This window comes from Kitasatospora sp. NPDC058032, assembly GCF_042885845.1.
Classification (GTDB): Bacteria; Actinomycetota; Actinomycetes; order Streptomycetales; family Streptomycetaceae; genus Kitasatospora.
In genome coordinates, this window is the sequence record NZ_JBHVRK010000002.1 from 530,036 (window position 1) to 548,985 (window position 18,950).

The 18,950-nt window shown below is 71.8% G+C and carries 14 protein-coding genes and 2 pseudogenes; 7 read left to right on the forward strand and 9 right to left on the reverse strand.

All coding sequences use genetic code 11. The annotated features are described in order from the left end of the window. Positions 1 to 48: 48 nt before the first annotated feature. Positions 49 to 813, reverse strand: a complete 765-nt coding sequence (locus tag ACFVUH_RS05335) for a hemerythrin domain-containing protein (RefSeq protein ID WP_387911302.1) — start codon at positions 811 to 813, stop codon at positions 49 to 51. Between the two features lie 261 nt (positions 814 to 1,074). After that, positions 1,075 to 2,172 carry an alpha/beta hydrolase gene (locus ACFVUH_RS05340; RefSeq protein ID WP_387911304.1) on the reverse strand — a complete coding sequence of 366 codons (1,098 nt, stop codon included), beginning with the start codon at positions 2,170 to 2,172 and terminating at the stop codon, positions 1,075 to 1,077. 450 nt (positions 2,173 to 2,622) lie between these two features. Between ACFVUH_RS05340 and ACFVUH_RS05345 the strand changes: the two genes are divergently transcribed. Next, positions 2,623 to 3,369 carry an SDR family oxidoreductase gene (locus tag ACFVUH_RS05345; protein WP_355361923.1) on the forward strand — a complete coding sequence of 249 codons (747 nt, stop codon included), beginning with the start codon at positions 2,623 to 2,625 and terminating at the stop codon, positions 3,367 to 3,369. Between the two features lie 62 nt (positions 3,370 to 3,431). On the opposite strand, the gene ACFVUH_RS05350 is transcribed toward ACFVUH_RS05345, so the two are convergent. Both ACFVUH_RS05350 and ACFVUH_RS05355 read right to left on the reverse strand, forming a co-directional pair. Continuing rightward, the gene (locus tag ACFVUH_RS05350) at positions 3,432 to 5,156 is read right to left on the reverse strand and encodes a carbohydrate-binding module family 20 domain-containing protein (protein ID WP_387911306.1); all 1,725 of its coding nucleotides are present in this window, start codon (positions 5,154 to 5,156) and stop codon (positions 3,432 to 3,434) included. Between the two features lie 211 nt (positions 5,157 to 5,367). Then, a complete protein-coding gene (locus tag ACFVUH_RS05355; protein ID WP_387911308.1) occupies positions 5,368 to 7,704 on the reverse strand; it encodes a M4 family metallopeptidase in 2,337 nt (778 codons plus the stop codon). 813 nt (positions 7,705 to 8,517) lie between these two features. Between ACFVUH_RS05355 and ACFVUH_RS05360 the strand changes: the two genes are divergently transcribed. Beyond that, positions 8,518 to 9,429: a phosphatase PAP2 family protein gene (locus tag ACFVUH_RS05360; RefSeq protein ID WP_355361929.1), complete on the forward strand. Its 912-nt coding sequence runs from the start codon at positions 8,518 to 8,520 to the stop codon at positions 9,427 to 9,429. 81 nt (positions 9,430 to 9,510) lie between these two features. Here the strand turns inward: ACFVUH_RS05360 and ACFVUH_RS05365 are convergent, their stop codons facing one another. Beyond that, the gene (locus ACFVUH_RS05365) at positions 9,511 to 12,543 is read right to left on the reverse strand and encodes a bifunctional [glutamine synthetase] adenylyltransferase/[glutamine synthetase]-adenylyl-L-tyrosine phosphorylase (protein ID WP_387911310.1); all 3,033 of its coding nucleotides are present in this window, start codon (positions 12,541 to 12,543) and stop codon (positions 9,511 to 9,513) included. A gap of 163 nt (positions 12,544 to 12,706) precedes the next feature. On the opposite strand from ACFVUH_RS05365, the gene ACFVUH_RS05370 reads away from it, so the two are divergent. Next, positions 12,707 to 13,456 (forward strand): class E sortase, encoded by a 750-nt coding sequence (locus ACFVUH_RS05370; RefSeq protein WP_387911312.1) that lies wholly within the window; start codon positions 12,707 to 12,709, stop codon positions 13,454 to 13,456. A 120-nt stretch (positions 13,457 to 13,576) separates the two neighbouring features. Here ACFVUH_RS05370 and ACFVUH_RS05375 read toward each other — a convergent pair whose 3' ends face one another. After that, on the reverse strand, positions 13,577 to 14,773 hold the full coding sequence (locus ACFVUH_RS05375) for a hypothetical protein (protein WP_387911313.1): 1,197 nt from the start codon (positions 14,771 to 14,773) through the stop codon (positions 13,577 to 13,579). Positions 14,774 to 14,935: 162 nt separating this feature from the next. Next, positions 14,936 to 15,022 (reverse strand): annotated as a pseudogene (locus ACFVUH_RS05380) (glutamine synthetase); the annotation flags it as partial. A gap of 371 nt (positions 15,023 to 15,393) precedes the next feature. Between ACFVUH_RS05380 and ACFVUH_RS05385 the strand changes: the two are divergent. Then, positions 15,394 to 15,828, forward strand: coding sequence for a GntR family transcriptional regulator (locus ACFVUH_RS05385; RefSeq protein WP_387911314.1), 435 nt, complete (start codon positions 15,394 to 15,396; stop codon positions 15,826 to 15,828). Between the two features lie 28 nt (positions 15,829 to 15,856). Further along, entirely contained in the window at positions 15,857 to 16,402 is a 546-nt protein-coding gene (locus ACFVUH_RS05390) for an HD domain-containing protein (RefSeq protein WP_387911315.1), read from the forward strand. Here the strand turns inward: ACFVUH_RS05390 and ACFVUH_RS05395 are convergent. Together ACFVUH_RS05395 and ACFVUH_RS05400 are read right to left on the reverse strand one after the other, a co-directional pair. Next, the gene (locus ACFVUH_RS05395; RefSeq protein ID WP_387911316.1) at positions 16,399 to 16,872 is read right to left on the reverse strand and encodes an NUDIX domain-containing protein; all 474 of its coding nucleotides are present in this window, start codon (positions 16,870 to 16,872) and stop codon (positions 16,399 to 16,401) included. The genes ACFVUH_RS05390 and ACFVUH_RS05395 overlap by 4 nt on opposite strands. Further along, complete coding sequence (locus tag ACFVUH_RS05400) at positions 16,869 to 17,639, reverse strand: helix-turn-helix domain-containing protein (RefSeq protein ID WP_387911318.1); 771 nt, start codon at positions 17,637 to 17,639, stop codon at positions 16,869 to 16,871. Before ACFVUH_RS05400 ends, ACFVUH_RS05395 begins: the two co-directional genes overlap by 4 nt. A 594-nt stretch (positions 17,640 to 18,233) precedes the next feature. Between ACFVUH_RS05400 and ACFVUH_RS05405 the strand changes: the two genes are divergently transcribed. Continuing rightward, on the forward strand, positions 18,234 to 18,512 hold the full coding sequence (locus ACFVUH_RS05405; RefSeq protein WP_387911319.1) for a hypothetical protein: 279 nt from the start codon (positions 18,234 to 18,236) through the stop codon (positions 18,510 to 18,512). 91 nt (positions 18,513 to 18,603) lie between these two features. Further along, positions 18,604 to 18,950 (forward strand): annotated as a pseudogene (locus tag ACFVUH_RS05410) (hypothetical protein); the annotation flags it as partial.

Below are 18,950 nucleotides of genomic sequence, written 5' to 3' on the forward strand. Positions count from 1 at the left end.
GACATGTGCCACGCGCGTAGATCAACGGCCCGCGAAAACCTCCCGCGCTCAGTCGTTCGTCGCGTCCCACGCCCCGGGCGCCCCCCACAGCGGAGCCGTGCACCGCTGGTAGGTGGACTGCCAGTGCGGCCAGTTCCGGGCCACCAGGTCGTCGCAGTCGGAGAGCAACCGCTCGACCATCGCCGGCTCGACGCCGTCCAGCAGCCAGGCGAGTGCGTCCGGGCTGCCCGGACCCTGCGCCGAGTGCAGCACGTCCAGCAGCTCGGGCAGGCTGCCGACCCGCGAGTTCTCCGCGAAGACCCGCTCCATCTGCGGCAGCAGCTGGCGCTCCTCGGTCCGCAGGTGGGTCTCCAGCCGGGCCTCCAGGTCCTCGATGGCGTACGCCACCGGCCAGACCGAGCCGGTGTCCCGGCTGGCGATCCGGACCAGGGTGGTGACCCGGGTGAACGAGTGGTCGAGGTTGTGGTGGTCCGCCTCCAGCCAGTTCAGCAGCAGCCGCAGCTCGGGCGCGAACCGGCGCACGATCGGCCAGATCCGGGTGTCCTGCTGCTCGTGGTGACAGGTCAGCATGGCGGTGACGAAGGTCCAGTGCCGCAGCAGCGCGGCACCCTTCTCGTCCTCGCCGGGCTGCAGCAGCCGAAGCGCGTTGGGCAGCCTGGCGAGGTCCCGGCGGAGCGCGGCGTGCACCAGGCGCAGTCCGGCGAAGCGGACGGCCTGCGGTTCCTCGTCGACGACGTGCTCGTGCGCTGGGCCGCCCTTGGCGGGCACTGCCGGCGAGACCGGGGACGCTACGGGCAGCAGGTGGCTGGGCATGGCACTCTTTTCACGCTCGGACAGGGGCCTGGCTCGGCCTGGCACAACTGGCGGGACGACGCTCCCACCACAGTGGTGAGAGGACATCAGAGGCGAATCAATGTCCGATTGACGTGCAGCTCAGCGGCCGTTCGGCCGGTTCCGGCAGACGCGCCGGCGAACGCGGCGCAACATTCCGCCGCGCGATCGACGAAGGGGCCGGTCGGGCTCGGCGATCCGCCCAGCCCGACCGGCCCCTTTCCCGTCACAGCCGCGCAGGGCTCAGTCGCTCTGCGGCCCCTCGAGGTTCTTGCTGAGCCACTGCAGCGTGTCCGGGATCATCTTCTTGAAGTCGCTGGTCAGGTGCTTGCCGCCGGGCTGCTCGTAGTACTCGACGGTGAGCGGCGGCGCGGCCTTGGCGACCCAGGCCTTGACCAGCTTGTTCTCGTACGCGTTGGCGCCGCCGGCGGTGGCCAGCATCCGCACGTCGGCCTTGCCCTGGGTGACCAGCAGGTCGGGGCTGTTGGCCTGGCGGTCGTTCTCGTAGCCCTTCCAGAGCGGGGAGTCGGGGGTGAAGTAGCCGTCGATCGGGACGGCGGCCTTGAACTTGTCCGGGTGCTGCAGGGCCAGCTTGGCGCTGCAGAACGCGCCGGTGGAGGCGCCCATCAGGCCCCAGCCGTCGCGGCCCTTCACGGTGCGGAAGTTGGCGCGGACGAAGTCGGGGACGTCCTCGGCCATCCAGGTGCCCATCTTGGGCTGGCCGGGGATGTCGGCGCACTCCAGGGCCTTGGCCTCGTTGGAGTCCAGGTTCTGCACCGGCATGATCATGATGAACGGGTGCGCCTTGCCCTGCTTGGCGAGGTCGGCGTCGACCTCCTGGATCGGCAGCTGGTTGTCGGTCCAGGTGTTGTAGCCGGCGCTCTGGCCGCCCGCGTACAGGGTGAGCACCGGGAAGCCGGTCTTCGCGTACTTGGGGTCGTTGTACTCGGGCGGGAGCCAGACCCAGACCTTTCCGGTGACCCCGGACTTGGCGCCGGTCAGCGTGGTCATCGTGATCTGGCCGGCCGCGGTGTCCCTGGCCTTGCTGAACGCGGCCTGCGGGCCGGTGGGCATCAGCACCTTGCCGGACGACGCGGGGGTCGCGGGCGGCGCGGTCGTGGCCGGAGCGGCCGCCGACGAGCTCGACCCCGCCGCCGTCGGGGACCCGGGCGCGGAGGAGGAACCGGTGGCCGCCGCCGAGGAGCTGCCGCCCTTCGCCGCGTCCCCCGCCTTCCCGGCGCTCCCGCCGTCCGAGCTGCCGCAGGCCGCCAGCGCGGCGGCCAGGGTGAACACGGTGGCGCCGGTCAGCACGGCGCGGAAACGGAAGGACTGCGGCTGCACGGTGAGAACTCTCCGACCGGTGTCGCGCCCGCTCCCACGGAGCCGGGCGGTGGCCCCCGGGTGGGGCCGGACAGGACCGGGGCCGCGACACTGTGCGGGACCCCCGGGAGGCCGCCCTCACGGGAGCGCGCCGTCCTGCGATCTTATGACGTGGGCCGCCATGCCCCGGTTGCGCGTTGGCCAGCACCGATCCAATGTTTGTTCCCGATCCGGTAAAGCCCCCCACCACCCCTCCCAACCGGCGGGGCCCCCACCCCCGCCGACCGGCGGGCCCCAACCGCCACCCGCCCACCGGAACCCGTCAGTCGTCGCCTACGAGGAGGGGAGCCGGTCCGGTGCTCCTTTCGAAGATGCGGACGAGGTATCCCACCGCCGGGCGCCCTACGATCTGCTGAGGGCTCAAGCCCTGTCGCCCGTCCGAGCCCACAGCAACCCGACCGGGAGCCCGCCATGTTGGAACGCGTCGCCGTCGTCACCGGAGCCGGGAGCGGGATCGGGCGGGCCGTCGCGGTGGAACTCGCCGTCGGGGGGTGGCGGGTGGTGCTGGCCGGGCGGCGGGAGGAGGCGTTGCGGGAGAGCGGTCGGTCGAGTGGCGGGGAGAACGCGCTCGTGGTGCCGACCGACGTCACCGACCCGCAGGCGGTGGACGCGCTGTTCGGGGCGGCGGTCGAGCGGTTCGGGCGGGTGGATCTGCTGTTCAACAACGCCGGGGCGTTCGGCCCCGCCGGCACCGTGGACGAGTTGGACGTCGACGCGTGGCGGGCCGTGGTCGACGTCAACCTCACCGGTGCCTTCCTCTGTGCCCGTGCCGCGTTCCGGCAGATGCGGGCGCAGCAGCCGCAGGGCGGCCGGATCATCAACAACGGGTCGATCTCCGCCCACGCCCCGCGACCGCGCTCGGCCGCCTACACGGCGACCAAGCACGCCGTCACCGGGCTGACCAAGTCCCTCTCCCTGGACGGCCGTCCGTACCGGATCGCCTGCGGGCAGATCGACATCGGCAACGCCGCCACCGAGATGACGGCCGCGATGAGCAGCGGCGTGCCGCAGGCGGACGGGCGGGTCGCGGTGGAGCCGACGATGGACGTCGCCGACGTGGCGCGCACGGTGCGGCACATGGCGGAGCTGCCGCTGGAGGCCAATGTGCAGTTCGCGACGGTGATGGCGAGCGCCATGCCGTACATCGGGCGCGGCTGACCCCCGGCAGAAACCGGGGCCCTCGTCCCGGCGGAGACGAGGGTCCTGGCCCAACGGGGCTGCTACGGGCGCCAGGTGTCGTTCAGCGTCACCCTGCCCGAGGCCGGCACAGTGGCGGTCCGGTTGGCACCGGACTCCCAGGTGACGGCGCCCGAGGTGTCCTTGCGGATGTACTTGTAGGAGAAGGCGGTACCAGCGGGCATCGCCACATCGAGCTTCCAGACCGGGTACCCGGCCGAGGAGAGCGGCAGCGCCCGGGTGGTGTCCCAGGAACCCAGCGCGGTGTTGTCGCCGACCACGTAGATGTTCTGCCCGTAGACCGTGGTCGCGTTGACGCCGAAGGACGCGCCGCCGGTCACCGCCGTGCCGCTGCCGGGCGCGCCGATGTGGAGCGCGACGGCGTCGCCCGCGCCGACCGTCGCGGTGAAGCGGCCGTCCGTACCGACCGTGTAGGACGGGCCGGTGCAGCCGCCGGACGCCGGGTCGCCGTGCTGGACGTCGCAGTAGGAGCCGGCGGGCAGCGAGGTCTGGTAGGTCTGGGTGACCGGGCCGCTCTCCCGGTTGATCGCCACGAAGCCCTTGCTCCCGCGGCCGAAGGCGATCGCGTTGGCGCCGTTGGTCCACCAGTTGGTGAGCGCGGTCCCGGCCACCGCGTTGCGGAAGCCGACCATGTTGGCCACCTGCCGCCAGGCGTGGGTGCAGTTCCAGCCGTCCTGGTAGCAGGCGTTGACGGTGCCGCCGTTCGGCGGGCCGTCGTCGTGGCCGGTGAAGGCGTAGCCGGAGTACACGTTCGGCGAGCCGTACGGGTGGGCCAGCAGGAAGACGTTGGCCAGGGTGTAGGTCGAGCCGTCCCGGTGGGTGAGCGTGGAGCCGTTGCGCTCGGTGTCCCAGTTGTCGACGAAGGTGCGGGCCTTGGCGGTGGGCAGCAGGCCGCTCCCCCAGCCGGACAGGTCGGCGAGCCTGCCGCCCTGGAAGGCGCTCTTCAGCCAGGTGCCGGAGCGGAACTCGTCGACGTCGCCGGTGCCGGTGTACTCGGAGGGCTGGATCGGCTCGCCGGCGCCGTAGATGACCTCCTGCACCCAGTAGGCCTGGGGGTTGGCCGTCGTGGCCTTGATGGCGGCGAGGTCGGTGGCGGCGATGTGCTTGGCGGCGTCGATCCGGTAGCCGTCGACGCCGAGCGAGGCCAGGTCGTCGAGGTAGCGGGCGATGGTCTGCCGGACGTAGGTGCTGCCGGTGTCCAGGTCGGCGAGGTCGACCAGTTCGCAGTTCTGCACGTTCGAGCGGTCGCCGTAGTTGTTGCCGATCGCCGTCCGGCAGGTGTGGAAGTCCTGGTCCTGGTAGTAGCCGGGGTAGGTGTACTTGCTGTGGACGGTGCCGCCGGTGCCGGTGCCGGAGCCCGCGGACATGTGGTTGATCACCGAGTCGGCGAGCACCTTGACGCCGGCCGCGTGGCAGGTGTCGATCATGCGCTGGAAGGACGTCCGGTCGCCGAGGCGCCCGGCGATCCGGTAGCTGACGGGCTGGTAGGAGGTCCACCACTGGCTGCCCTGGATGTGCTCCTGGGGCGGCGAGACCTCGACGAAGCCGTAGCCCTTGGGGCCGAGGGTGTCGGTGCAGGCCTTGGCGACCGAGTCGAAGCGCCACTCGAAGAGCGTCGCCGTGACGTCCTTGCCGCTGCCGGGCGGGGCGGCCTGGGCGGCGGGGGCCGCGCCGAAGGCGGTGGTGAGGGAGAGCGCGAGAGCCGCCGAGGCGGTGAGCGCGCCGGCTGCGCGGGCGGTGGTGACCACATTGTCTCCTGTGGGGGGGGGTGGCCGGGTGGGGGAAGTCCGGGGACCACGCGCGAAAGCTTGCTGAAATGTTTCAGAAACTTGCAGCGCTGAACCTAGGGGCCCGGCCGGAGGCCGTCAATACCCCGCGCACGACACAGGGCCCGGCGGTCGCACCCGCCGGGCCCTGCCCCTGTCTCACCTGGTTTCCGCCGGCTTCACCGGCGCGGGGTCAGCTCGTGGTGATCGAGGTGTCGTCGATCACGAAGCTGGTCTGCAGCGAGACGTCCTCGGTGCCGGTGAACTTGAGGGTCACCGTCTGGCCCGCGTAGGCCGACAGGTCGAAGGTCCGCAGCTGGTAGCCGGCGGCCGCGTCGACGTTCGAGTAGGTCTTCAGCGTGGTGCCGTTCACCTGGACGGCCAGCTTGTCGTACGCCGTCGTGCCGGACTCACCGGTGTCGATGTGCAGGTAGAAGCTCAGCGTCGCCGAGCAGCCCGCCGGGATGGTGACCGTCTGGGACAGCGTGTCGGTGTGCGTCGAGCCGTAGCCGTTCAGCCACGCCTTCCACGAACCGCCGTGCGGCGCCTGCGAGGACGAGTTGTCGACCACGCCGCTGGAGGCGGTCCACGGCGCGGCCGTGCCCGTCTCGAAGCCCGCGTTGCCGAGCAGCTGCGCCGGGGTGCAGCTGCTGTTGGGGTCGGTGACCGCCCAGGTGAAGCTGGTGGTCCCGGTCTTGCCCGCCGAGTCCTTGGCCGTCACGGTGACGTTGGAGTTGCCGACGGTGGTCGGGGTGCCGCTGATCACGCCGGTGGAGGCGTTGATCGACAGGCCGGCCGGCAGACCGGTGGCCGAGTAGGTCAGCGCGCCGGTGCCGCCGTTCGCCTTGACGGACAGGCTGACCGCGGTGCCGGCCTTGGTGCTCTGGTTGCCCGGGTTGGTGACGGTGACGCCGCCCGGGTCCGGCGGCAGGGTGCCGACGTTGACGGCGGCCCACGCGGTGCCGACCGCGATCACCTCGGGGCTGCCCGCCCCGTAGAGGTCCTTGGCGGCGTTCTCGGTCGCGGTGCGGGCCGCGGCGAAGTTGGTGGTGGAGGTCATGTACGTGGTCAGCGCCTTGTACCAGACCTGCAGCGCCTTGTCCCGGCCGATGCCGGAGAGGCTGATGCTGTTGACGGTCGGGCTGTTGTAGCTGACGCCGTTGATCACCTTGGCGCCGCTGCCCTCGGCCAGCAGGTAGAAGAAGTGGTTGGCGACGCCGGACGAGTAGTGCACGTCCAGGTTGCCGACGCCCGAGTACCAGGAGTCGGCCGAGGAGCCGTCCTTGGAGGGCTTGTCCATGTAGCGCAGCGGCGTGCCGTTGCCGTTGATGTTGATGAGCTCGCCGACCAGGTAGTCCGGGTTGTCGGCGGGCAGGTTCGCGTAGAACTCGACCGCGTTGCCGAAGATGTCCGAGGTGGCCTCGTTGAGGCCGCCGGACTCGCCGGAGTAGTTGAGGTTGGCGGTCGCCGAGGTGACGCCGTGGCTCATCTCGTGGCCGGCCACGTCCAGCTCGGTCAGCGGGTGGGTGTCGCCCGAACCGTCGCCGTAGGTCATGCAGAAGCAGCTGTCGTCCCAGAACGCGTTGACGTAGCCGGTCGAGTAGTGGACCCGGCTGAAGGCGCCGACGCCGTCGTTGCGGATGCCGTTGCGGCCGAAGGTGTTCTTGTAGAAGTCCCAGGTGGCGGCGGCGCCGTACTGGGCGTCGACGGCGGCGGACTCGCTGTTGCTGGCCTGGCCGTTGCCCCAGGTGTCGCTGGTCTTGCTGTACAGCGTGCCGTTGCCGGACGTGCCGTGGTTCATGTTGGTGGTGTACTGGCCGCCGCGGGTGCCGTCCTTGAGCTGGTAGCTGGACCCGCTCTGGGTGGTGGTCAGCGGCACGTTGCCGACGAAGACGCCGGTGCCGGTGCCGGTCTTGATGCCGTCGGCCTTGTTCAGGACCGCGCCGGTGGTCGCGTCGGTGACGACGTGCAGCCGGCTCGGGGTGCCGTCCGACTCCCGGCCGGAGACGACGGTCTCCCAGGCGAGCTTCGGGGTGCCGTCGGCGGCCCAGACGACCAGGCGCGGGGCGGTGTCGAGCGCGGAGCCGGCCTCGGCGGCCAGCGCGGTCTCCTGCGCCTTGGGCGCGGCGAGCTTCGGCGTGGTGTCGACGCCGCTCAGCACGGCCTCGCTGGCCTTGGTCACGCCCGTGGTGGCACCGGTGGCGTCCTGGTGGACGATCAGGTCGCCGCCGAGCACCGGCAGACCGGCGTAGGTGCGCTCGTAGCGCAGGTGGCGGGCGCCGTTGGTGTCCTGGACGACGTCCTTGGTGACCAGCTTCTCGTTGCCGGTCAGGCCCAGCGTCTGGGCGATGCCGACGGTCTGCTGGTTCGCGGAGGCGATCAGCTCCGCCCGGCTCGCCTGCTGCGCGGCGACGACCGCCGGCGCGTCAGGGGTGGCCGCCTGCGCGATGACCGGGATGCCGGTCACCAGCAGCGCGGTGGATGCGGCCATGACAACCGCGGCCTTCCGGGCGTGGGCGTAACGGGACATGCGGACTCCTTTTCCGACCGCCGCGGGGTTCGCGGACGGTGGAGAGAACCTGGCCGCGGTTGCGACTCAGTGGGGGCCCCCGCCGCCGATACGCGGCGCGGGTGCGGTTGCGGAGCAAGGTGGTCGAGCGTTTTCCGGCAGGGGACGCGCCGTTCCTCACCTCGGACCGCTGCGCCGGGGGGTGGGGTCCCCTCGGCTGCAGCAGGAGGAATCGTGGCAGCAAACGAGCCGTTAATGACAGATGCATGCCATGGATTGGCCGATTAGCTACCGGCCCGTAGATCCGGCGGACACCCGGCAGTGTTACGGCGGCGAGAACTTCCGGAGATCGTTTTCATTCCCGCCGAAAAGGTTTGCTCACCCCCGGCAGGCACTGACCAGCGCTCAGGGCCCACCCCCGGCCCGGGCGGCGGCGGACAGCGCCGGACAGGTGCGGCACGTCACCTTTCCGGCCGTGCCACGGGCGGTTTTCGGTCAACCCCGTCCATTGAACGGAACCGGAAGGCACCCGAAACGGTCGAAGCCCGCACGGCACAGGGCCCGCAGGCCTGGAACAAGTTTCAGCAAGCTGCGGAAAGCCTTGCGGGCGGGCACAATGCCTCACCCCGCCCGCCGCCCACCCCCGATTGCGCCTCCCCGCCCTCCCGGCATGACAATGGGACGTATGCCCGTCCCACCGGTCCGCACCAGACCCGCCCGCACCCCCTCCCCCGGTGGGAGCCACCCCCTACCACTCAAGGGGGACAGCCGGTGAAGAATCCACTTCCGGAGGATGAGCGGACGGCTACGGGACGTCTGGCAGACTTCTCGTCCATGGGGGAACCGACCGAGATCCAGCAGAACGGCGGCCGCATGCCCGACGGAGCCACCAGCGCGGCCCAGACCCGGACGGCCGCGCTGCGCGCCCGCGTCCGCGCGCAACGCCGTTCGCCGGCCCGCCCGCGGATCTGGTTCGAGCTGGCGCTGATCGGTCTCAGCTACTGGATCTACTCGCTGGTGCGCAACGCCGTCCCCGAGCAGGAGTCGGTGGCGCAGAAGCACGCGGGCTGGATCTGGGACCTCGAGCACTCCCTGGGCATCGCCGTCGAGCGCTCGATCAACCACGCGGTCGACAGCGTCGGCTGGCTGATCACCGGGATGAACTACTACTACGCGACGCTGCACTTCATCGTGACCATCGGCGTCCTGGTCTGGCTCTACCGCTGGCACCCGGGCCGCTACGTCGCGGTGCGCACGGTGCTGTTCGTCACCACCGCGATCGCGCTGGTCGGCTTCTACTTCTTCCCGCTGGCGCCGCCCCGGCTGATGACCGACGGCGGCTTCATCGACACCGTGAAGTCGCACGGCACCTGGGGCTCGATGGCCTCCGGCCCGGCCACCCACGTCTCCAACCAGTTCGCCGCGATGCCCTCGATGCACATCGGCTGGTCGATGTGGTGCGGGCTGACCATCTTCTTCCTGGCCCGGCGCACCTGGGTCCGGGTGCTCGGCCTGCTCTACCCCGCGGCCACCCTGGTGGTGATCGTCGCGACCGCCAACCACTTCTGGATGGACGCCGTCGGCGGCGAGATCTGCCTGCTGGTGGGCTTCCTCGCCGCCCGCTGGTTCTACCACTCCTGGGTCTACAAGCTCCCGCAGGTGCCCGCCCGGGAGGAGGAGCCGGCCCGGCCGGTCACCGTCCCGGAGCAGTGGAGCGAACCCGCGGTGAGCAGCGCCCGGCGCTAGCGGCCGCCAAGACGCCGAGAGGGGTCCCGGAGAAACCGGGGCCCCTTTCGGCTGCCCGCTCACCCATGGAGCTCTGCGCGCTCACCCGTAGAACAGCCGCTCCACCACCGACCGGGCGCGTCGGGTGGTGCGCCGGTAGTCGTCCACCAACTCGCCGCTGTGCCCGGCCCCGTAGCCCAGGTAGCGGGCCACCCCCGCCAGCTCCCGGGCGTCCGTCGGGAAGGAGTCGCCCGCCCGGCCGCGCACCAGCATCACCGCCGAGCGCACCCGGGAGGCCAGCACCCAGGCCGCGTCCAGCACCTCCGCGTCCTCGGCCCCGACCAGCCCGGCCCCGGCCGCCGCCGCCAGCGCCTGCCTGGTCCGGGTGGTGCGCAGTCCCGGCAGTCCGTGCCCGTGCTGGAGCTGGAGCAGCTGGACGGTCCACTCGACGTCCGCCAGCCCGCCCCGGCCGATCTTGGTGTGGGTGGTCGGGTCGGCGCCGCGCGGCAGCCGCTCCGCCTCGATCCGGGCCTTGATCCGGCGGATCTCCAGCAGGTCCCGCTCCGGCACTCCGGTGCCCGGGTAGCGCAGCGGGTCGATCAGCCACCGGAAGCGCTCCCCCAGCTCCGGGTCGCCCGCCACCGGCTCGGCCCGCAGCAGCGCCTGGCTCTCCCAGGCGTGCGACCAGCGCCGGTAGTACGCCTCGTACGAGGCGAGCGAGCGCACCAGCGGGCCGTTGCGCCCCTCCGGCCGCAGGTCGGCGTCCACCTCCAGCGGCGGCTCGGTGGACGGCGCGGCGAGCAGCGCGCGCAGTTCGAGGCAGACCGCCTGCGCGGCCCGGGCGGCCTCCTCCTCCAGCGAGCCGAGCAGCGGCTCGTGGACGAAGAGCACGTCCGCGTCCGAGCCGTAGCCCAGCTCGTGCCCGCCGAACCGGCCCATCGCGATCACCGCGAGCCGGGTCGGCAGCGCGCCGTTGCGGGCCTCCCAGCCGGCCACGCAGGCCCGCAACGCGCCCTGCAGGGTGGCGGCGTTCAGCGCGGTGAGCGCCTCGCCGGCGGTGTCCAGCGCCTGCGCCGGGTCCTCGCCGAGCCGGCCGAGCACATCGGCGGCGGCGGTGCGGAACAGCTCCCGGCGGCGCACCGACCGGACGGCCGCCACCGCGGCCGCGGTGGAGTCGGCCCGGCCGACGGCGGCCAGCACCTCCCGTTCCAGGGCGTCCCGCCCGCGCGGCACCAGGCCCTGCGGGTCGCCGAGCATCGCCACCGCCTCGGGCGCGCGCAGCAGCAGGTCCGGGGCGAGCCGGCCGGCCGACAGCACCCGCGCCAGCTGCTCGGCCGCGGCGCTCTCGTCCCGCAGCAGCCGCAGGTACCAGGGGGTGCGGCCGAGGGCGTCGGAGACCTGGCGGAAGTTGAGCAGCCCGGCGTCCGGGTCGGCGGAGTCGGCGAACCAGCCGAGCAGCACCGGCAGCAGGGTGCGCTGAATGGCGGCCTTGCGGCTGACCCCGGAGGCGAGCGCGGTGAGGTGGCGCAGCGCGGCGGCCGGGTCGGCGTAGCCGAGCGCCTCCAGCCGGGCCCGGGCGGCCTCCGGGCGCAGGCCGGCCGCGCCGGTCGGCAGTTCGGCGACGGCGTCCAGCAGCGGCCGGTAGAACAGCTTCTCGTGCAGCCGGCGCACCTCGACCGCGTGCCGCTTCCACTCCCGCTGGAGCGCGGCGACCGGGTCGGAGCGGGTGTCGTCGTTGATCAGCGGGGCGAGCGAGCGGGCGAGCCTGCGCTGGTCCTCATCGCCGGTGGGCATCAGATGGGTGCGGCGCAGCCGGTGCAGCTGGATCCGGTGCTCCAGCGAGCGCAGGAACCGGTAGGCGGTGTCCAGCGAGGCGGCGTCGGCGCGGCCCACGTAGCCGCCGCGGGAGAGCGCGGCCAGCGCCTCCAGGGTGTTGCCGCTGCGCAGCGCCTCGTCGCTGCGGCCGTGCACCAGCTGGAGCAGCTGGACGGAGAACTCGACGTCGCGCAGCCCGCCGGGGCCGAGCTTGAGCTGGCGGTCCAGCTCGGTGGCCGGGATCGAGTCGATCACCCGGCGGCGCATCTGCTGCACGTCGGCGACGAAGTTCTCCCGGGCGGCGGCCTGCCAGACCATCGGCGCCAGCGCGGCGGTGTACGCCTCGCCGAGCTCCGGGTCGCCGGCCACCGGGCGGGCCTTGAGCAGCGCCTGGAACTCCCAGGTCTTGGCCCAGCGCTGGTAGTACGCGAGGTGGCTGGCCAGGGTGCGGACCAGCGGGCCGTTGCGGCCCTCGGGGCGCAGGTTGGCGTCGACCGGCCAGATGGTGCCCTCGCCGGTGGTGTCGGCGCACAGCCGGGTGAGGGCGGCGGCCAGCCGGGTGGCGGCCTGGAGCGCCTCCTGCTCCCCGACGCCCTCGCGCGGCTCGGCGACGTAGACGACGTCGACGTCGGAGACGTAGTTGAGTTCGCGCCCGCCGCACTTGCCCATGCCGATGACGGCGAGCCGGCAGGCCTCGGCGGCCTGCGGGTCCTGGGCGGCGGCGAGGTCGAGGGCGGTCTGCAGGGTGGCGCCGGCCAGGTCGGCGAGTTCGGCGGCGGTCTGGGCGAGGTCGGTGGTGCCGGTGAGGTCGCGGGCGGCGATGGCCAGCAGGCAGCGGCGGTAGGCGACGCGCAGCGCGTCCGCCGGGCGGCCGGCGGGGTCGGCCGCGGCGGCGGCGACGCCCTCGGCGAGCGCGCGGCGGAAGTCCTCCGGGCCGGGGTGCATGTCGCGCAGCTCGAAGGTGACCAGGACGTGCCAGTCGTGCGGGTGCCGGGCCAGGTGGTCGGCGAGCGCGGTGGAGGCGCCGAGCACGCCGAGCAGCCGGTCGCGCAGCGGTTTGGAGGTGGTGAGGGTGTCCCGCAGGGTCTGCTGGTCGGCCGGGTCGGCGGCCTCCAGCAGCCGGGACAGGCCGAGCAGCGCGAGGTCCGGGTCGGCGGTGGCGGCGAGCGCGTCGAGCAGCAGCGGATCGGCGGCCAGACCGGTCAGCGCCGGTTCGGCGAGCAGCCGCAGCGCCCGCTCCGGATCGGTGAACCCCCGCCGCACCAGCCGGATCTCCGGCCGGCTGACCCGGCTTCCGGCCCGCTGTTCCTCCACCGCCATCGTCCCTCCGTCGGTCCGCCCCAGCAGGCTACGCGCCCCGGGCCCGCAGGGCGTGTCGCCTTGCCCGTCGGCTCGGCGGCGCGGTGGAGTACGCATGGCCGGCCGGGACGCCGGACCGGCCGACCCGTGGCTCTCCCCCCACTCCCACCCGAAGGGACGACCCATGGCGAGCGAGTACCCGGCCGGGCGGAGCATCCGGGGCCAACACCCCCTGCGGGTCGCGATCGGCGTGTCCGGCGATCTGCTGTTCACCGTCGGCGTGCTGTTCGCCCTGCTGCTCGTCCACTCGCTGTGGTGGACGAACCTCACGGCCGCCCGGCACGCGGACCTCTCCGGCGAACGGCTGCGCCGGTCCTGGTCGGCCCCGGCCGCCGCCCCGCCGACCGCCGCCGCACCGCCGGACTCCCCCGCACCGCCCCCGTTCGACCCGGGCGACGCCATCGGCTTCCTCCACGTCCCGGCCCTCGGCTCCGGCTACCAGGTGCTGATCGAGGTCGGCGCCGACCCGGACACCCTCGCGGACGGGGTCGCCGGGGCCTACACGGCGCCGTACCGCGCGGCCATGCCCTGGGAGCCGCAGGGCAACTTCGCCCTGGCCGCCCACCGCGACGGGCACGGCGCGAAGTTCCACGACCTGGACCGGCTGAAGCCGGGCGACCCGCTGGTCGTGGAGACCCGGGACCGCTGGTACGTCTACCGCGTCGACGCCACGCTGCCCGAGACCTCCAAGGACGACACCGGCGTCATCGCCCCGGTGCCCGCCGGCTCCCCGTACGGGGGACCCGGCCGCTACATCACCCTGACGACCTGCACGCCGGTCTACACCTCGCGCTACCGGATGGCCGTCTGGGGCAGCCTGCTGCGGGAGGAGCCGATGGACCCGGTCCGCGCCCCGCCCGCCGAACTGCGGTGAGCCGGGCGGACGGGCACACGACGGACGGGCGGTGCGCCGTATCGCGCACCGCCCGTCCGTCACTGCCTGCTCCGGCCACCGCGGCCGGCGCTCACCCGGCGCCCTGCGGGCCGGACCGGGTCACGCGGAGCGCGTGGACCGCGTGGACCGTCGGCCGATCCGCATGGCCGCCGCGCCCGCGACGAGGAACGCCGCCGAGAGTCCGGCCAGGGCCGGCGAGCTCCCGCTGCCCGTCTCGGCCAGCTCCCCGTGGTGCCAGTTGTGCTCCTGGCCGTGGTGGGGCGGCTTGGGGGTCGGGTGCTCCACCTCGACGAACTTGGACTTGTTCACGTTGCTGACGGTGTTGCTCTGCGAGGCCGTCTGATTCTGGCTCTGGCTGTTGCTGTTGCTGTTGTTCGCCGTGTTCTGGGCGGAGTTGTTCAGGGAGTTGTTGGCGGAGCTGTTCGAGGAGTTGTTCACGTGGCTGGCGACGCTGGTGTTCGCGCTGTTGTTGACGTCGTTGTGGATGTGGTTCTGCACGACGACCGTCACGTTGATCTGCGAGTCCTGGCTCTGCTGGCCGTTCTGGGACTGACCCTGGGCCTGGTTCTGGCTCTCGGACTGGTTCTGGCCCTGGCTCTCGGACTGCCCCTGTCCCTGGGTCTCGGACTGCCCCTGGTGGTCCCCGTGCTCCTCGTGCCCACCGTGCTCGCCGTGCTCCTCGTGCCCGCCGTGCTCGTGGTGGCAGGGGCAGGCGGGCTTCTCGTGGTGGCAGTGCTTGCCGGTGGGGGCCGACGAGTGCCCCTTCAGCCCGTCGAGGAACCCGGGCCTCGACGGCCGGACACCGGGCAGCCCGCGCTCGTCCTCGCCCGGCTGCTCCTCCGCGCCCTGATCGGTTCCCTCCTCGGCCGGCTGGGCCGCGACCCCCTGCTCGTCCCCCTCGTCGCCCTCCCGGGCCACCACGCCCTGCTCGGCGGCGACGGCCGGCGCCTGACCGCCGGCCGGGGCCACCTCGGCCGGGACGACGTCGGCCGGGGCCGCCTCGGCCGGGTCGACCGCGACCGTCTCGGTGACGCCGTCCGTCCGGTCGAACTGCCGGACCACCAGCTTCGCCGGCCGCGAGTCGCGGTTGCCGAAGGTCCGGGCGTGAATGGTGTCGCCGCTGTCCTCCGCGGCCTGACGGAGGAGACCGTCGACCCATTCACCCTGGGCCTCGGCCGATTCGGCGGCTGCACGGTGGTCGGCGGAGGGCGAGGCGTAGGCCGCCGAGGCGGCCCCACACACGAGGGCGGCCGAGGTCAGTCCGGACAGGGCCAGGGTGGTGATTCGAGTACGCATGACACTCCAGGGTGATCCGCAAAACGGATCTTCTGCATACGCCTGTTCGTCACCCCGCAACGGCTCGCACCGCTGCGGATTAGCCGCTTTGGCCCAACGGATTACCATGCCCGGGGGACATCGGCCGTACCATCCACTACGGTTGACTGATCGTCAGAATCTTCAGAGCACCTGGAGGTTCTTGCGCAGCTCGAACGGCGTCACCTCGGAGCGGTACTCCTCCCACTCCTGCTTCTTGTTGCGCAGGAACTGATGCCATCCCCGTACAGGATCACTCAGCCTCTGATCACCGGCCACGGAGCGGTCACTGGCGAGCGCCATTGGCCACCACCGGCCAGCCCCGGGCGGCCCACAGGCGGCCCAGGCACACACCTGCTTTGTAAGTTCGATCGGGTGGTGTCCGGAGCTGCACGCGCCCTTGATCGCGGCCCGGCGATGATCCACCCAAGTGCCGGTGGGGTTGCCGGTGTCCGCTGCTGTTGATGTCAGAAGGTGATGTCGCAGGCGCACGAGATCACCCCAGCTCACCGCCGGTATGGGGCAGGCTACCGCCGAGGCTGGCAACTGCCCCCGGGATCGTCCATCCTGTCTAGGTATCCACCTACGGAAGGAGCGGCCCTGTGCCTGAGCGGAGCCCGCGCGGTACGTACTTGCGGATTGCCGACGCATTGCGCGCCAAGATCAGCGGAGACTCCACCGTGGCGTCGCTTCCATCGGAAGCCGACCTGATGAAGGAGCACGACGTCGCCCGCACCACGGTGAAGCGCGCCCTCGACGTCCTCGCGGCCGAGGGCTTGATCCGATCGCAGCCCGGTGTCGGGTGGCTCGTTGTCGGAGGCGCGCCCAAGGTCCCGGTGCTCGACCAGCTCGCCGCCCTGGTTCACAAACTCGGTGTCGACGCCGAGTTTCCGTCCGAGAAGGAACTCACCGAGACGACCGGCGCCGCGCGGGGCACGGTCCGGCGCGCCCTCGCACAGCTGGAAGGCGCCGGCGTTCTCGAAGTACGTCACGGGAAGGGGCGACGCGTCCGCGCCCTTCCCGCCAATCACGCCTGACCCCAGCCACCTAGGAACGGATGCCATCGTGTGGGCCTACGAGCTTGCCGAATCCCTTCTGTCCACCGACCTGCCGCGCCGCTGGGACCACTCCAAGGGGGTGGCCAGCAAGGCGCGCACCTTGGCCGGCATCCTCGGCCCGGATGCTGAGCTGCTGGAGTCCGCAGCCGTCCTGCACGACGTCGGCTACTCGCCGCGGATCGCCGACACGGGCTTCCACCCGCTCGACGGCGCGCGGTTCCTCCGCGCGGAGAACGTGGACGAGCGCGTCGTGCGCCTGGTCGCCCACCACTCCTGCGCCCTGCTCGAAGCCGAGGAGCGGGGCCTTCGCCGGGAGTTGGAGGTGGAGTTCCCCCTGGAGGAACCTCACTTGGTGGACGCGATGATCTACTGCGACATGACCACCACCCCCGACGGCACGCCGACGACGACGCCCGACCGGATCGCCGAGATCGTGGGGCGATACGGCCCCGACAGCGTCGTCGGCCGGTTCATCCGCCGCGCTGAGCCGGAGATCGATGCGGCCTCGCGACGCGTCGAGGGCCGGCTGCTCCAGGTCGGCCCGTCGGCCTAGCCGATGTACGGCTCGGTGCGGTCCGACGCCAAGCCATGCTTGATCCGCAGCCGCATGGACGGGTGAATGTCCAGGTCGTCGAGGTCCGCTGGGTTCACCCAGCGGACCTCCTTCGATTCCGAACTCGTCCGGAGGTCGCCACCGACGGGACGAGCCCGGAAGCAGATGGAGAATTGCTGCCGGACCTCCCCGTCGTCGTAGGCCATGACGTGACCGGGGTCCGTGTAGAGACCGACGACCGCAGCCACCTCGACGTCGACCCCCGTCTCCTCCCGAACCTCTCGAACCACGGTGTCCGCCACGGACTCCCCGATGTCGTGACCGCCGCCGGGAAGCGCCCACAGGTTGTTATCCGTCTTGTGGATCAGCAGCAGCCGCCCGTCGGTGTCCGTTACGACGGCGGTAACAGAGGGCACAACGGAGTTCGCCGGCGGGGCGGCCGGGTCATGGAAGTAGTCAATACGGCTCATGCTGCCTCATTCTCAAGATGCGGCGAGGTGATGGTCCGGGAGCTCTCCCAGATCCGCTCGATGCTCGCCGCGTACGTGCTGAACAACTCTCCGCCGGGCACCTGGGAAAGGTGCATCACCGGGGCCAGATAGGCGCCGACACCGTAGACGTGTCCATTGACGAGCAGGTCGTCATCGGCCCGGTAGAGCGAGTTGTAGAGCGTCGTCGCGTGGAGCCGGAACTCAACTCCGGGAACGCTGAACAGCGGCGCGTAGTTGGCAAGCGCGTTGCGAATCTTGCCCGCCATGGCCGGGCCGATCCCCTCGTCCTCACCCCGCTGAGCCACGCCCACGCAGCCGGGGTCACCCAGCATGAGCCGTACCGGTACGCCAGCCTGTGCCTTCTCCCGAACGAGGCGGAAGAACAGCGGGTCCTCCGAGAGCCAGAAACCGGCGTACACCACCAGGTCGAAGTGCCGCGTGGACTTCGCATATAGGGACGTCCACAGGTCCTTCGGCACGACCGCGCGGTGTGGGTACAGCTTCACCAGCTCAGCTCGTCCTGCTTCCGCCCTCGCGCTGCTGGTCTGCTCGTCCGACCACAGTTCCGACAGGTCTCGCTGCAGCAGGTTGGCGAGTGCGTACTGGAAGCGCCGATACGGCCGGCGCTCGTCCTTGGCCTCCACCCACCGCTCGACGGTTCGCGTGCTCACGCCGAGCCGCTCCGCGATCTGCTCAACCGTCAAATTGGCGGCGAGGATCGCCCCTCTCAGTCTCTCATTGGCCATCTCACCCTCCCCTGGACGATGGTGCGGCGCCTGGACGATCTGGGACGACTTCGACCGTAGCGAAGTCGGACCGTAGCCGTCCAGATGCGCCGTGTTCCGACAGGGCCAGAGGGCCGAATCTATTGATGCGCGGCCGGGACTCACCGGCCGAACCGAGCGAAGGACTTGACGAACCGTCCGCTTCTCGGCATCGTAAGAGACATGTTCAACATGTCTCGCACAGCGAGGCGGGCGAACTGACAGCCCTTCTTTGGGCTGCTCTGACCTGCACGAATGCGCCTGCGAATGGTCGGCTACCGCCGGTCCCAGGGCGAAGCGGCCTCACGGGGCCATGGTTCCCGGCGCCTTTTCAGTCCGGAGGGCAGTGATCGCAAGATCCGCGTCTGCCTGAAGCGGGAGCACGCTCCCGAAAGACGCAACCGATCAACAACGAGTGTCTTTGGTCCCCGATCCGTCCTGTGGCGGGTCGGGGGTCATGGCTACTCGTGACGTGACGAGTGGTCTGGGCCCGGATACGTCGGGGCCGCCGCGCTTTCCTTGGCCGGGCGCGCGGCAGCCCCTGGGGCCCACCTCCCCCTCTGGAAGAGGTGACCCGTGAAGTCGATTGTTGCAGGCCAGTACGCCGTGGACTCCGAGGAGTTCGCGGAGCTGGCGCTGGGCGTGGACGAGGAGCTGTTCGCCGGGGTGCCCGGTGAGTCGGCGCTCGCGTACCGAGCCCGGATGGACGTGGCGCTGGCGGTGCTGGCGGACCTGCGCCGGGAGGACCCGGAGCTGGCCGCCTACGCCGAGCGCCTGCTGAGCACCGCCCCGGTGCCGCTGCGGCGCCCGGCGGTCATCCGCCGCACCGCGAGCACCGAGCGGGTGGCGGCGTGAACAGCCACCTGCTCACCGCGCTCACGGCCGCCGTGAGCGCGCTCACCAGCCGCTCACTGCGGCCGGAGCGGGGGCCGCGATGAAGGCGGCAATGAGCCCCGCGCAGATCCGATCCGCCGAGCGCGCGTTGACCGCCGGGACGTGGGCGATCACGTTCGGCGCGGTCCTCTACAGCGTGCTCACGGTGACCCCGCTCATGGCCGGCCACACCCCGAAGGGGTGGGAGTGGACGGCGCCGATCCTGCCGGTCGTCGTGGACGCGGCGGTGGTGATCGTGGTGCGCATGGATGCCACGCTTGCCCGCCTGAACGGCGACGGCGGGCACTGGCCCGTCGTGCTGCGCTGGATGACCGGCCTCATGACCGTGCTGCTCAACATCGGTTTGAGCGCCCTGCACCGGGACGGGGTCGGGGTCGCGGTCCACTCGGTCGCGCCGCT

Excerpts from the sequence above, each read along its gene's own strand:
- ACFVUH_RS05345 (WP_355361923.1), top strand. The coding sequence starts at position 2,623 with ATGTTGGAACGCGTCGCCGTCGTCACCGGAGCCGGGAGCGGGATCGGG.
- ACFVUH_RS05370 (WP_387911312.1), top strand. The coding sequence starts at position 12,707 with ATGGCGAGCGAGTACCCGGCCGGGCGGAGCATCCGGGGCCAACACCCC.
- ACFVUH_RS05365 (WP_387911310.1), bottom strand. The coding sequence starts at position 12,543 with ATGGCGGTGGAGGAACAGCGGGCCGGAAGCCGGGTCAGCCGGCCGGAG.
- ACFVUH_RS05375 (WP_387911313.1), bottom strand. The coding sequence starts at position 14,773 with ATGCGTACTCGAATCACCACCCTGGCCCTGTCCGGACTGACCTCGGCC.
- ACFVUH_RS05360 (WP_355361929.1), top strand. The coding sequence starts at position 8,518 with ATGGGGGAACCGACCGAGATCCAGCAGAACGGCGGCCGCATGCCCGAC.
- ACFVUH_RS05335 (WP_387911302.1), bottom strand. The coding sequence starts at position 813 with ATGCCCAGCCACCTGCTGCCCGTAGCGTCCCCGGTCTCGCCGGCAGTG.
- ACFVUH_RS05395 (WP_387911316.1), bottom strand. The coding sequence starts at position 16,872 with ATGAGCCGTATTGACTACTTCCATGACCCGGCCGCCCCGCCGGCGAAC.
- ACFVUH_RS05400 (WP_387911318.1), bottom strand. The coding sequence starts at position 17,639 with ATGGCCAATGAGAGACTGAGAGGGGCGATCCTCGCCGCCAATTTGACG.
- ACFVUH_RS05355 (WP_387911308.1), bottom strand. The coding sequence starts at position 7,704 with ATGTCCCGTTACGCCCACGCCCGGAAGGCCGCGGTTGTCATGGCCGCA.